Source organism: Pseudomonas fluorescens (assembly GCF_018614655.1).
In the GTDB taxonomy this organism is placed as follows: Bacteria; Pseudomonadota; Gammaproteobacteria; order Pseudomonadales; family Pseudomonadaceae; genus Aquipseudomonas; species Aquipseudomonas fluorescens_BX.
The window spans coordinates 91699-105307 of the sequence record NZ_JAGGOG010000025.1 but is presented as its reverse complement, the minus strand read 5'-3'; the positions used below and the strand labels follow the sequence as shown (position 1 = coordinate 105307).

Below are 13609 nucleotides of genomic sequence, written 5' to 3'. Positions count from 1 at the left end.
GTGGCGAGCGGGCTTGCCCGCTCGCCACAGGACAAGCGCCTTCACCACAGGTAAACTCCCGCCCGCCCTCCTTCGCTGTGAGCTCCCACCATGCTCCATGTGTTGTTCAGCGTTTATTTGAAGATGCTGGTGCTGTATAGCCCCTTCTTCGTGCTTTCCTGTTTTATCAGCCTGACCCGCGGCTACTCCAGCAAGGAGCGACGACGCCTGGCATGGAAGGTGGCCCTGGCAACCCTGGTGTCGAGCGTCCTGCTCTACCTGTTTGGCCGAGTAATTTTCAGCGTGTTCGGCATCACAGTGGACGCCTTTCGTATCGGTGCCGGCAGCGTGCTGTTCATCTCGGCGCTGGGCATGGCCCAGGGCAAATCAGCGGTACAGACCGACAACGTGCAGCAGGACGTGACCATCGTCCCGCTGACCATCCCCCTGACCGTCGGCCCCGGCACCATTGGTGCGCTGCTGGTGATGGGCGTCAGCCAGCCCCACTGGGACGACAAGATCACCGCCATCCTCAGCATTGCCCTGGCCAGCCTGACGGTCGGCGTGGTGCTTTACCTGTCCAACCGTATTGAACGCATCCTCGGCGACCAGGGCCTGCAGATTGTCAGCCGCCTGATGGGCTTGTTTGTATGCGCACTGGCAGCGCAAATCATCTTCACCGGCGTGCGTGGTTACTTGGTGCCGTAAGGGTCAGATGCGATATTTGGCGATTGCCAGTTGCACTTTGTCGCCCGCGCTTTCGCGCATTAGCTGGACGGTCTTTTCGTTGACCACCGCCGTATTCAACACCAGGCACGTTTGCCCGCTGAAGGCTTCAAAAGAAGAACTGTCCCACTCTATAAATGGAACACCGACCTGTTTGTTGACGCCGTGAGAACTGTAGATCACCAGCACCATCATGATTTCGCCGTTGCGCTCGGTACAGGACGCCAGGCCAAAATCCCCGCCGTCATGCACGCTGCTATTACGTTTGAATAAATCGAAAGAAGCAGGTTGCTGCTTCAAGGCTTCAACCGCATCCGCTGCCAACTTCGGTAATGCTGTCAGCAGCGGCCCCGAAAAAGATGCCGAGGTCACCGTCGCAGCAATGATATTCAGGGCGGCCAGCTGGACCGTCAGCCCCTTGCGAGAGGTCGAAACCCGCTCGAAGCTGCTGCGCACCGGCAGCCAGCCCAAGCTGATCATGACCTTGATAAACTCGTCATACCAGGCTTCGGTACCCCGACTGACCTTCAATACATCGCTGACATAGCTGCTTGCCAGCAGATAACTCTTGCGGGTGTACTCCCTGTTCAGACCCGACATGCCCTCCATAAACGAGATGACGCCGTTATTCACCACGGCTGCGTTGCAATCATCATCACTGTCCATCGGTGCAAATTGCCCCGAACCTGGCGCCCCCGGCAGCTTATAGGCCGCAATCAACTTTTTCCTTTTGGCACTAATAATCCTTCTGTTATGTCGCTCCATTTGTATCTCTCCACAAACACCCCACACGGGGATTGCCTCAACGGTAGTCCACACACCCGCGGGCTTTCCATACGACAAACATGTCTGGGGAGAACGTGCGCAACAACCCCGCCCAGCAATCACAAGGCGCACATCCAAGCCTTCCCGTTTTCCCGAACAGAAAAAGAAAAAGCCCCAAGTCACTGCAGGTAATTACCCACCGCGGCTCAGAGCTTTCTTTCACAGCCATTGACCTTTTCAGGACAGCGGTTTTTCCCCATACCAGCGCGGCGTGTAAACCCACTCACCGCCACCGGCCCGAGGGAACACGCAGGTGGTGGACGAACCGATCAACACCATGGTGCGCATGTCCACTTGATCCGGCGTCAGTTGCCCAAGGGTGGTGACCCGCAAGGTCTGCCCCGGACGACCGATGTCACGGCCCAACACCACCGGCGTTTCGGCGGTACGGTGCTGCGCGACAATCTCCAGGGCACGCCCCAACTGCCACGGCCGCGAGCGGGAGATCGGGTTGTAGAACGCCAGGGCCAGGTCGGCCTGGGACGCCAGGTCCAGGCGTTTTTCGATAATCGACCAAGGCTTGAGGTTGTCCGAGAGCGACATCACACAGAAGTCGTGACCCAACGGCGCACCTGCCTGGGCAGCCGTGGCCAGAGACGCCGAGACGCCCGGCAGAATCTCCAGGTCAACCTGCTGCCAAGTCGGGTCAGTGGACTCGTGCAAGGCTTCCAATACCGCTGCCGCCATGGCGAACACACCCGGGTCACCGGAGGAAACCACCACCACCGAACGGCCCTGTGCGGCCAGTTCAAACGCGTGACGCGCGCGCTGCATCTCTTCGCGGTTGTCGGTGCAATGCTGGACCTGATCGGCCCGAAACGGCCCGGCCATGCGTACGTAGGTTTCATAACCCAGCACGTCGGTGCAGCGCGCCAGCTCGGCCTTGACCGCCGGCACCATCAGCTCAGCTGCGCCCGGGCCCAGGCCAATCACCGCCAGACGCCCACGAGGGCGACCGAGGAGGGACACGTCCACCGGTTCGTCAGCAACGGTGATGACGACGTCGGCCTCGGCGGCGTGCGACAAGGCGGCGAAACGTAGCGGCACGCTCAGTTCCAGCGACGCTTCGTGCAGCTCGGGGCTGGCCATGTCCTGGTCACTGGCCAACAGGCACGCCAGGGACTGCGCCGCGATCCCGGCGTCGTGCAACGCCTCGCGAACCCGAAGGGCCAATTGCGCGCTCGGCCGGCAAGTCACCCAGACATTCTTCGGATAAATCAGCAACTCATTGAGCGCAGGTATACGCTCGCGATTGCCCACATGAATCGCCAAGCGCGCCTGCTGGTCCTCGGGCAGATTGGCCTGGTCCAGCCACGGCGCGGCGCCTTCGATACGCACCGTTTCACCGGCCAGCAGGTCCGAGACAAAACGCTTGCCCAGTTCCAGATCCGCCAACTGATAACCCTTGGGCGGGTTAAGCAGGCAGGTGCCAAAACGTAGCTCGCCGCTGGTGGTGATGGCGGCAGCAACGCCGAGCACGGCGGCGATTTCCCGCGCCAGCACATTCACCCCGCCCAGGCCGCCGAGCAGCGGCACCACGGCGCTGCCATCCTCGGCCACGGCCAGCACCGCCGGTTCAGCGCCCTTTTCCAGCAACAGCGGCGCCAGCGTGCGGATCACAATCCCGGCCGCGCACAGCGCGATGATCGGCGTGCCCTGCTGGTACAACTGGCGCAAGGTTGCACCGAATTCGCTGTACACCCGGTCAGCACCCTCAACCCGTTCGGCCAGCCCGTGGATCAGCGCGTCGGGGTACAACTGCTGGATGCTGCGGGCCGTGGCAAGGCTGCCGTTGCCCAGAATCACAATCGCGGGAGCAGTCATCAGCCCTGCCACCTTTCACCTGGGACGATGATCAGCGAGAAGTACGGCGAAGACATGGGCTCAACCTGATCCAGTGGGACGATTTTCTGATTGGCCATGGTCGCGCGCTCCACATACAGCGCGCGCTCGGCCAAACCGAGGTCTTCCAGTACCTGACGCACCTTGGGAAAGTTGCGTCCCAGCTTCATGATCACCGCCGCGTCGGCATCCGCCAGGCGCCGCTTGAGTTCATCGTGAGGCAACACGCCGGAGAGTACCGACAAGCTCTGATTGCGGTACACCAACGGCGCACCCAGCACCGATGCGCCTCCCAGCATCGAGCACACGCCCGGGATCACCTGAGCCTCGTAGCGCTCGGCCAGGCGGTCATGCAAATACATGTAGGAACCGTAGAAGAACGGATCGCCTTCACAGATCACCGCCACGTCGCGACCGGCATCCAGATGCGCGGCCACCTCAACGCTGGCGCTGTCGTAGAAATCGCTGATCACCTGTTCGTAGGACAGCGGCGCCGGCAAGACTTCGGTGGTCACTGGATAAACCAGCGGCATCAAGGTCTGCTCCGCCACCAAGTGATCTTCGATAATGCCGAAGGCGTTGCCCTTCTTGCCCTTGGCCACGAAGTACGCCACCACTGGCGATTCACGCAGCAGGCGCAGGGCCTTGAGGGTGATCAGTTCCGGATCACCGGGGCCTACGCCCAAACCGATCAAACGTCCGCGAGCCTGCATTATTCGACCTCCGTGGCCAAAGCGTTGACCGCCGCCGCCGCCATGGCGCTGCCGCCCAAGCGACCTTGCATGATCACGAACGGCACGCCACGGCTGTCAGCGGCCAGCATCGCTTTGGATTCGGCAGCACCGACAAAGCCCACCGGAAAACCGAGGATCAACGCCGGTTTGGGTGCGCCGGCGTCGAGCATTTCCAACAGGTAGAACAAAGCCGTGGGTGCATTGCCAATCACCACCACGCTGCCTTCCAGGTGCGGACGCCACAATTCCAGGGCGGCGGCGGAGCGGGTGTTGCCCAACTCGCGCGCCAGGTCCGGCACGCTGTCATCGCGCAGGGTGCAGATCACCTGATTGTTGGCGGGCAGACGGGTACGGGTTACGCCCTCGGAGACCATGCGCGCATCACACAGGATCGGTGCACCGGCGGCCAGGGCATCACGCCCGGCCTTGCCCGCGCCTTCGGAAAACTGCAGGCCCTCGATAGCATCGACCATGCCGCAGGCGTGAATCACCCGCACCGCGAGTTTTTCCAGGTCGGCCGGGATGCGATCCAGCTTGGCTTCTGCGCGAATGATCGCGAAGGAGTTGCGATAGATCTCCTGACCGTCGCGGATGTAATCAATCATCGGTGTTGCTCCGTGGGCGGGCGCGCAGTATGGCGCTCGCCGCTGAAAGAGAAAGAGTGCGTGCTTGCAGGCGGCCGAAACCCGGCTGGCCTGCTTCGCGAAAATAGAGGTCGTAGTGACCGGGGCTTACTGCCAGCAAGGTGGCTGGTGCGGTGTGGGCGGCGGCGCAGGAACGCGGGCAGCCGGACAAGTGCACGTCCTGGCCTTGCAGCAGCGTGGCCAGTTGCAAGGCGTCGGCCTTGGTATCGGCCAGGCCTTTGCCGCAGCCCGTAGAGCCGGTGCAAGCGATCAGGCGGGCCAGGGGCTGATCCACCGAACACAGAAAGCCCAATTGTCCCAGGTGTTCGGTGACGACAGCGGCGTCCTCGGCCAGCAGATTGGGCAGCAGCACCCCTTGCCACGGCGTGAATCGCAGGCTGGCGTCGCCATACTCGCTGGCCAAGCGCGCAGCGCCTTGAAGCATGGCGCCGTCCAACCTTCCAAGAGGGGCGACAACGCCCACGTAGACACGGTTTTCCTGGCGCTGTGGATAACTGCCCAGGTGCAGCGGTGCGGGGTTGGCATCGCGTGAAAAACCGGTGGCAGGCCGCAATGACAAACGCAGTTGCCCCAGGAAGTGATCCACCGTCGTATCAGCCAACAGATGACGCATGCGTGTCTGTTCAGGCCGGGCCTGTTCAAGAAACCACTCCAGCACGGCCACCACCAGTGCATGCCCTTGGGTCAGCGGCACGGCGGCCAGCGGAGCGTCATGACCAAGGCAACCGGCCAGGCCGAACGCCAGCAGCGTCTCGCCATTCACCTCAAAGGCCGACAACCACAGGTCGTGGTGATGTTCGAGCATCGCCAGAGCCTCACCGCCGTCCAGTTGCACGGCGAACTTGGCCGACAGCTCATGAAAGCGTGGGTGGGTTTGCAAGGTGGTGAGGATCTGATTCGCCAGGGGCCGGGTATCGAACAACATGTCGCGGTCGATCCCGGCGCTGGGGCTGAGCATCAGGTTGCGTACATCGTCCCCGCCAGCGCTGCTCGGGCCCAGGCCCGCCGCCAGCAACATTGCAATGAGGGCATCGTGCTCGGTGCCGATCCCGCGAATCTGCAGGTTGGCGCGATTGGTCGCTTCGATCACCCCGCCTGCGTACGCCTGCGCCGCCTCTGCCACGGCGTTGGCCTGGTCGGCAGTGATCGATCCGCCCGCCAATTTGATCCGGCAAATTCCGCCATCCAACGCCTGGACAATACGCAGCAACCCCGGACAACCCGAGGGGCGCAACGTATTGGACAATGGCAGTGGTTTCACGGGGGCTACCGGTTCACAGGTAAAGGCGCGGTATTATGCCTGCTTTGTCCGGCGGCATGAAAAGCCTGCCCGTCGGATGTCGTTCAAGGAATTCATATGTCGCCCTGGCTGACGGTAGTAGGCATCGGTGAAGACGGCTTCAAGGGTCTGGGCAGAAATGCTCGGCACGCCCTGTTGCGCGCCTCTCGCATTATTGGCGGCCAGCGCCAGCTGGACCTGTTGCCGGTGTGTATTCGCGGTGAACGCGTGTTGTGGCCCAGCCCGTTTTCCCTGGAGCCGGTGCTGGCGCGGCGCGGTGAAGCGGTCTGTGTGCTGGCCAGCGGCGACCCGATGTTCTATGGCGTGGGTGCCAGCCTCGCGCGGCAGGTGCCCGCCGACGAATTGCTGATTCTGCCGGCGCCCTCTTCCGTGTCCCTGGCGGCGGCGCGCTTGGGCTGGCCGTTACAGGACGTGGTGACGCTGTCGGTGGTGGCCCGCCCATTGGCCGCTCTGAATGCCCATCTTTCCAGTGGCGTACGTGTGCTGGTGCTGAGCAACGACGGCCAGAGCCCGGCGGCGATTGCGGCGTTACTGCGTTCCAGTGGCTTCGGCCCGAGTCGCTTGAGTGTCTTCGAGCACCTGGGCGGCACCGATGAACGGCGTATCGACGGCATTGCCCAGGATTGGCAGGACCTACCGATTGCAGCCCTGAACCTGGTGGCCATCGACTGCGTTGCCGACGCCAACACCCCGCGCCTGTCACGCCTTGCCGGGCTGCCGGATTCGGCCTTCCAGCACGATGGTCAACTGACCAAACGTGATGTTCGTGCCATGACCCTGGCCCGCCTGGCGCCCGTCCCCGGCGAACTGCTGTGGGATGTCGGTGCTGGCAGCGGCTCTATCGGTATCGAATGGATGCGCGCCCACCCCAGTTGCCGAGCGCTGGCCATAGAAGCGGATGAAGGCCGGCAAGTGTTGATCGAACACAACCGCGACGCCCTCGGCGTCCCCGGCCTGCAACTGATTCGCGGCAGTGCACCGCTGGCCCTCGCCGGTCTGGAAGCACCGGATGCGATCTTCATCGGCGGCGGCGTGACCCGCGACGGCGTGCTGGACACCTGCTGGCACCACCTGCGTCCCGGCGGCCGGCTGGTGGCCAATGCCGTGACCCTGCAAAGCGAAATGACCCTGATGGCCTGGCGCGAACAACACGGCGGCGAACTGACGCGCATCCACATTGCCCAGGCGCAGCCCTTGGGCAACTTCGACACCTGGCGCCAAGCGTTGCCGATCACCTTGCTGGAAGTGATCAAGCCGCTATGAAACGTACCCTGCTGCTGGGCGGCGTCACTGAAGCCCTGGCCATCGCCCGCACTTTGGAGCCAGAACATATTTACAGCCTGGCGGGCATCGGCCGAGTGCCCACCGACCTCACCTGCCGGGTGCGCGTCGGCGGTTACGGCGGCGTTGACGGACTGGCGCAGTTCATTCGCGACGAAGGCATCGAACTGGTGCTGGATGCCACGCACCCCTATGCCGCACAAATCAGTCATAACGCCGCCCATGCTGCCCGCCTGTGCGGCGTGCCCTGCTGGGCCTTGCGCCGTCCCGCCTGGCAGCCGCAAGCCGGGGATGATTGGCGTGAAGTCAGTGACTGGGCGGAGCTGACGAAAGCCCTCAAACCCTTCAAGCGTCCACTGTTCACCCTCGGCCGTGAGCCGCTGCAACACCTGGCAGAGATTCCTTCCGAGCAGTTCTGGACCTTGCGGGCGCTGGATGTTTATCCGGGCAACGAGCGTTGCGAAGTGATCGGCGCTCGCGGTCCGTTTCTGATCGAGGATGAGCGCGCGTTGTTCGAACGGCGGCAGATTGATGTGCTGATCAGCAAGAACAGCGGCAGCAGCGCAACGGAGCCGAAGCTGGAAGTGGCGCGGGAGCGTGGGGTGCCGGTGCTGATTTTGAAACGACCGGAGTTGGTGGGCGTGGATCGGGAGTTTTTGACTGCGGATGCGGTGCTGCTGGCATTGGAATCTACACAACTTCAAAGACCTGGCGTTCAGTAGATACCGTCTTGTGCATCACCCGCCAAGAGCCGTCACACATTTGGCCCGTGTAGCCGCTGCCGAAGAATGAGGCTGCGATAAGGGCCGAAGGACCTTCAGCGGTTTCAAGATTCTGGCGACTGCTACGCAGCCGATCGCAGGCTGCGCCAGCGGCTACAGGTGATCGCCACAGCAATCTGATGTCACTGCGACACCAAACCGCACACCCGCTTTTTACTTATCGCCCCCGATCAGGCTAAATACCCACCTGATCGCTTAACCCTACGGATAGTCCGCCATGGCCCGTCAACGCTTCGCATTTGCCTGGATCGCCTGCTTTGCAGTGCTGTTCAACGCGTTTGCCATGCCGATGGCCGGGGCGATGCAGTCGTCGACAAACTCCATCGAGCAGTTGCTGTGGGGCAGTTTCTGTTCCGCCAGCGGCACCAAGCTGGTGGCGATTTCCTTAGGGAGCCTGGAGCAAAAGGCGCCGCAACAAGACGATCATTCCACCATGCAGCATTGCTGGTGCTGCTCAGGGTCGGCGCCGATGGTAGCGTTGCCAGGGCATGTGCCGCAGTTGTACTTCGCGCGATTCGACGCGGTGCAAAGCCTGCCGCCGCCATCACTGCAATCCCCTACACCCCGCCAGCAATGGCCCAGCCTGAATCCCCGCGCCTCTCCAACGGTCTGATCACTTCGCAATTGAACTGCGTTTTGAACCGTTCTGGAGAACTGCCATGCTCAAATCTTCCCTGCTTCTGGCTGCGTTGTTGCTGCCGATGTGTGCCGCCAATGCGGATGACTTCAAGGTCGGCGAACTGGTGGTCAGCGACCCCTGGTCACAGGAGTTGCCGCCCAACGCGCCTACGGTCGCCGCTTATTTCGTGATTCATAACAAAGGTGAAAAGCCTGATCGCTTGCTCAGCGTCGATACGCCCGTGGCGGCCAAGGCCGAGCTGCATGAGCATGTGATGCAAGGTGACTTGATGAAAATGCAGCAGGTGACCAGCGTCGCGGTCCCGGCCAAGGGTGACCTGACGTTCGCCCCCATGGCCTATCACGTGATGCTGCTGGAGCTCAAAGACCGCAGCCTGCTGGCCGACGGCAAGCACTTCCCGCTTACCTTGCACTTTGAAAAAGCCGGCGACGTAAACGTTGAGGTCTCGGTGCACAAGCAAGCACCAACGGCCAGCCACGAGCACATGCACGCCCAGTAAGCCTTCCAGGTCTGCACCCGGATGGGCGCCTCACGCGCCAGGTTGTCCACACCCCGCCGTAAGCCGATGAGCCTTGCGCGCGGCAGTTGGATCAGCCTGTTCGCCATGCTGATGATCTTTATCGGTCCGCTGATTTCCCAAGCGATGCCGATGGACCATCACGCCGGCATGTCCATGGAAATGTCCATGGATACGCCCAACTGCCATGGCGAGCCCCAGCACCCCGCCGAGCACAGCCAAGTCCCGGATGAGCACCACGTACTCTGGGAAAAGTGCGGCTACTGCAGCCTGCTGTTCAGTTGCCCGGCATTGCCCGGCAGCGTCTCGTTCGTCAGCCTGGGCTCTGCGCCTGCGGCCAACGCCATCATCCCCGCCCCGCGCCTGGGCCATGCCCGGCAGAGCATCTTCCCCGGCGCCCGCAGCCGTGCGCCACCCATCATCGCGTAAACACTTCACAGCGTTACTTCACCCGGCCGACTTCAGATAGACAGCCGCAGGCTGCTGGCCGTGTTGTTTACGATTGATTGATGGAACTTGTCATGTCCAGGTTTTCTGCTGACTCCCGATTGGGATATACCCCTGTGTTTGCCATTCTGTGCGGCACGTTATTGGCCCCGCAGGTTCACGCCGACGAACACGCCGAACACGCCAATGAACTGGCCCCGACGGTGATCACCGCCATTGCCCCCAGCTCGCCGCTGACGGTCATCACCAACCCCAAGGACCCGCGCCAACCGGTGCCGGCCAGCGACGGTGGCGACTACCTCAAGACCATCCCCGGCTTCGCCCTGATCCGCAACGGCGGCACCAACGGCGACCCGGTGCTGCGCGGCATGTTCGGCTCCAGGCTGAATATCCTCACCAACGGCAGCATGATGCTCGGCGCCTGCCCCGGCCGGATGGATGCGCCCACCTCCTACATCTCACCAGAAACCTACGACAAGCTGACGGTGATCAAAGGCCCGCAAACCGTGCTCTGGGGCCCCGGCGCCTCCGCCGGTACGATCCTGTTCGACCGTGAGCCGGAGCAGTTCGGCGAACTCGGCACACAGGTCAACGCCAGCGTCCTGGCCGGCTCCAACGGGCGTTTCGATAAAGTCGTCGATGCCGCTGCCGGCGGGCCATTGGGCTACATCCGGGTGATCGGCAACCAGGCCCACGCCGACGACTACAAGGACGGCAACAACGACACCGTCGCGTCGCGCTATGACAAATGGAACGGCGATGTGGCGCTGGGCTGGACCCCGGACGCCGACACCGTGCTGGAACTGACCGCCGGCAAAGGTGACGGCGAAGCCCGTTACGCCGGGCGCGGCATGGACGGCTCGCAGTTCAAGCGCGAAAGCCTGGGCCTGCGTTTCGAGAAGTCCAATATCGGTGACGTGTTGGACAAGGTCGAAGCCCAGGTCTACTACAACTACGCCGACCATGTGATGGACAACTACACCCTGCGCATGCCGTCGGGCACTGGAATGATGGCCGGGCCCATGGCCTCCAACGTCGACCGTCGCACCCTCGGCGCACGGATCAAGGCGACCTGGCGCTGGGCCGATGTGCAACTGATCAGCGGCATCGACGCACAGACCAATGAACACCGCGAGCGCAGTGCCATGGGCATCGATACCTACAAGAACCTGCCGCGCGAGAAGGACGCCAACTTCCACAACTACGGCGTGTTCGGCGAACTGACATGGTACGCCGCCGACCGCGACCGCCTGATCACCGGTGCCCGCCTGGACCGTGCCTCGGCCAAGGACTTTCGCCAGACCCTCAGCTCAGCAATGATGAGCCGCCCCAACCCCACCGCCGGCAAGACCCGCGCCGACACCCTGCCATCCGGTTTTGTGCGCTATGAGCACGACCTTGAAGACAGCCCGACCACGGTCTACGCAGGCCTGGGGCACGCCGAGCGCTTCCCTGATTACTGGGAACTGTTTTCCCCCAATACCGGTACCGTCGGTTCAGCGAATGCCTTCGACGGCGTGAAGCCAGAGAAGACCACTCAGTTGGACTTCGGCCTGCAGTACAAGTCTGCCGACCTGGAGGCCTGGGCCTCGGGTTATGTCGGCCAGGTACGCGACTACATCCTGTTCGACTACCGCCAGGGCATGATGGGTACCACCACTCAAGCCCGTAACGTCGATGCACGGATCATGGGCGGCGAACTGGGTGCAGCCTACAAACTGACTTCCAACTGGAAGGCCGACGCCACCCTGGCCTACGCCTGGGGCAAGAACACCAGCGACGGCAAGGCCCTGCCGCAAATGCCACCGCTGGATGCGCGTTTCGGCCTGACCTACAGCCAGGATGATTGGAGTGCCGGTGCCTTGTGGCGCGTGGTCGCGGCGCAAAACCGCATCGACCAGAACAAGGGCAACGTGGTCGGCAAGGACTTCGACAAGAGCGCAGGCTTTGGTGTGTTCTCGCTGAATGCGGCGTATCGCATCAATAAGAATTTCAAGGTCAGCACCGGCGTCGACAACCTGTTCGGCAAAGCGTACGCCGAGCACTTGAACCTGGCGGGTAACGCCGGTTTCGGCTACCCGGTCAATGACCCGCAAGCCATCAAGGAACCGGGGCGCACACTCTGGACCAAGGTCGACATGAGCTTCTAACAGACGCCCCGTTTTTTTGTGGCACGGGGCTTGCCCCCGTTGGGCTGCGCAGCAGCCCCATCCAGGTGACCGGAAGCTTTCAGACAGGTCGCGGTTGCAGGTTCTGGGGCTGCAACGCAGCCCAACGCGGGCAAGCCCGCTCGCCACAACAAGTTCGTTCGCAACAACAAACCATTTGATCAGCCAGATGAATAACATGCCTTTTGCGGAGCACACCTCGATGAACCCTCCAAAGATTTCCTTCTACAACCTGGCCTGGCGCTGGCATTTCTACGCAGGGCTGTTTGTTGCGCCGTTCATGGTGCTGCTGGCCCTGACCGGCATCATCTATCTGTTCAAGCCCCAGCTCGACCCGCTGATGTACGGCAACTTGCTTACGGTCGAGCGCGCCGAACACGCATTGAGTGCCGATGAGCAACTGCGACGGGCCCAGGTGGCCTATCCACAGGGCACGATCAGCAAGTACCTACCGCCCGTTGATGCCACCAGCAGTGCGCAATTCGTCATGCATAACGCCGGGCATGAGCTGACCGTATTCGTCGACCCTTATCGCGGTACCGTACTCGGCGAGCAAGACGCAAAAAACAACCTGCAAGCCATCGCCCGCGCGTTGCACGGCGAGTTGATGATCGGCACCGTCGGTGATCGTCTCGTGGAGCTGGCCGCCGGTTGGGGCGTGATGCTGGTGGTGTCCGGTCTGTACCTGTGGTGGCCGCGAGGCAAATCGGCGGCCGGGATCTTATGGCCGCGACTTGGCACGCGAGGTCGGCTGTTCTGGCGCGATTTGCATGCGGTCATCGGCTTCTGGGGTGCGGCATTTTTGCTGGTGATGCTGCTCAGCGGCATGACCTGGACCGGCTTCTGGGGCAAGCAATACGCCGAACTGTGGAACCGCTTCCCGGCCGCGATGTGGAACAGCGTCCCGCAGTCCGACCAACAGGCCCGCGTCCTCAATTCCGCCACGCAACAAACCGTACCCTGGGCCATGGAAAACACACCGATGCCCATGTCCGGCGACCACGCCGAACACATGAACCACGCAGGCATGAGCCAAAGCCCCGCGGCACCGAGTATCCGCTTGCAACAGGTCATGGACTTGGCCATCGCCCGCAAGGTCGAACCCGGCTACAGCATCACCTTCCCGACTACCGCCGAAGGCGTGTTCACCATCGCGGTATTCGCCAACGATCCACGCAACGATGCGACCCTGCATGTCGACCAATACACCGGCAAGGTCCTGGCCGATGTGCGCTGGGAACACTACAACGGCGTCGCCCGCGCGACAGAGGTGGGTGTGATGCTGCATGAGGGCAAGATGTTCGGATGGGTCAACCAGATTCTGGTGCTGCTGATTTGCCTGATGATCCTGCTCAGTGCGGTCAGTGGCGTGGTGATCTGGTGGAAGCGTCGGCCACAGGGCGGGCTGGGGGTTCCACCATTGCGCCATGACCTGCCGAAGTGGAAAACCGCGATGGTGATCATGCTGGCCCTGGCGATTGTTTTCCCGCTGGTCGGCGCTTCGTTGGTGCTGGTCTGGGTGCTGGATCGCCTACTGTTGTCGCGACTCTGGGGCCAACGTGAATCGGCCTCACCTTCGTCATGAGACTAGCGAGATGCCCTACATAGAGGCGCTGTGTAGTCTTACGCGGGCTTTCATCTCCCGCGCAGAAAGTGTTAACTTATAACACTTTCTGCGTAATCTCAGCTCGCCGCGCCCTGCGGCGAGTACCGCCTCGAAGAAG

At 62.3% G+C, this 13609-nt stretch carries 13 protein-coding genes; 8 read left to right on the top strand and 5 right to left on the bottom strand.

Features of this window, described 5'->3' with window-relative positions:
* Positions 1 to 90: 90 nt before the first annotated feature.
* Complete coding sequence (locus J7E41_RS24000; protein WP_003217330.1) at positions 91 to 687, top strand: MarC family protein; 597 nt, start codon at positions 91 to 93, stop codon at positions 685 to 687.
* Between the two features lie 3 nt (positions 688 to 690).
* On the opposite strand, the gene J7E41_RS23995 is transcribed toward J7E41_RS24000, so the two are convergent.
* The 5 genes from J7E41_RS23995 to cobG form a co-directional block, all read right to left on the bottom strand.
* On the bottom strand, positions 691 to 1470 hold the full coding sequence (locus J7E41_RS23995) for a hypothetical protein (RefSeq protein WP_214996780.1): 780 nt from the start codon (positions 1468 to 1470) through the stop codon (positions 691 to 693).
* A 237-nt stretch (positions 1471 to 1707) separates the two neighbouring features.
* Positions 1708 to 3354 carry a precorrin-3B C(17)-methyltransferase gene (gene cobJ / locus J7E41_RS23990; protein WP_214996779.1) on the bottom strand — a complete coding sequence of 549 codons (1647 nt, stop codon included), beginning with the start codon at positions 3352 to 3354 and terminating at the stop codon, positions 1708 to 1710.
* Positions 3354 to 4085, bottom strand: coding sequence for a precorrin-2 C(20)-methyltransferase (locus tag J7E41_RS23985; RefSeq protein WP_214996778.1), 732 nt, complete (start codon positions 4083 to 4085; stop codon positions 3354 to 3356). The genes cobJ and J7E41_RS23985 overlap by 1 nt, the downstream gene beginning before the upstream one ends.
* Positions 4085 to 4711: a precorrin-8X methylmutase gene (locus tag J7E41_RS23980; protein WP_214996777.1), complete on the bottom strand. Its 627-nt coding sequence runs from the start codon at positions 4709 to 4711 to the stop codon at positions 4085 to 4087. Before J7E41_RS23980 ends, J7E41_RS23985 begins: the two co-directional genes overlap by 1 nt.
* Positions 4704 to 5996: a precorrin-3B synthase gene (gene cobG / locus J7E41_RS23975; protein ID WP_285229522.1), complete on the bottom strand. Its 1293-nt coding sequence runs from the start codon at positions 5994 to 5996 to the stop codon at positions 4704 to 4706. The genes J7E41_RS23980 and cobG overlap by 8 nt, the downstream gene beginning before the upstream one ends.
* A gap of 111 nt (positions 5997 to 6107) precedes the next feature.
* Here cobG and cbiE point away from each other — a divergent pair, with 111 nt between their 5' ends.
* The 7 genes from cbiE to J7E41_RS23940 all read left to right on the top strand — a co-directional run bounded on the left by cbiE (position 6108) and on the right by J7E41_RS23940 (position 13470).
* Complete coding sequence (cbiE, locus tag J7E41_RS23970) at positions 6108 to 7313, top strand: precorrin-6y C5,15-methyltransferase (decarboxylating) subunit CbiE (protein ID WP_214996776.1); 1206 nt, start codon at positions 6108 to 6110, stop codon at positions 7311 to 7313.
* Positions 7310 to 8053 carry a cobalt-precorrin-6A reductase gene (locus J7E41_RS23965; RefSeq protein ID WP_214996775.1) on the top strand — a complete coding sequence of 248 codons (744 nt, stop codon included), beginning with the start codon at positions 7310 to 7312 and terminating at the stop codon, positions 8051 to 8053. Before cbiE ends, J7E41_RS23965 begins: the two co-directional genes overlap by 4 nt.
* Before the next feature lie 277 nt (positions 8054 to 8330).
* Positions 8331 to 8726 carry a DUF2946 domain-containing protein gene (locus tag J7E41_RS23960; RefSeq protein WP_214996774.1) on the top strand — a complete coding sequence of 132 codons (396 nt, stop codon included), beginning with the start codon at positions 8331 to 8333 and terminating at the stop codon, positions 8724 to 8726.
* A 46-nt stretch (positions 8727 to 8772) separates the two neighbouring features.
* Positions 8773 to 9252, top strand: a complete 480-nt coding sequence (locus tag J7E41_RS23955) for a copper chaperone PCu(A)C (RefSeq protein WP_214996773.1) — start codon at positions 8773 to 8775, stop codon at positions 9250 to 9252.
* Positions 9253 to 9273: 21 nt separating this feature from the next.
* Positions 9274 to 9699, top strand: coding sequence for a DUF2946 domain-containing protein (locus J7E41_RS23950; RefSeq protein ID WP_214996772.1), 426 nt, complete (start codon positions 9274 to 9276; stop codon positions 9697 to 9699).
* 92 nt (positions 9700 to 9791) lie between these two features.
* Positions 9792 to 11867, top strand: a complete 2076-nt coding sequence (locus tag J7E41_RS23945) for a TonB-dependent copper receptor (protein ID WP_214996771.1) — start codon at positions 9792 to 9794, stop codon at positions 11865 to 11867.
* A 220-nt stretch (positions 11868 to 12087) separates the two neighbouring features.
* Positions 12088 to 13470 (top strand): PepSY-associated TM helix domain-containing protein, encoded by a 1383-nt coding sequence (locus tag J7E41_RS23940; protein ID WP_214996770.1) that lies wholly within the window; start codon positions 12088 to 12090, stop codon positions 13468 to 13470.
* Positions 13471 to 13609 lie beyond the last annotated feature (139 nt).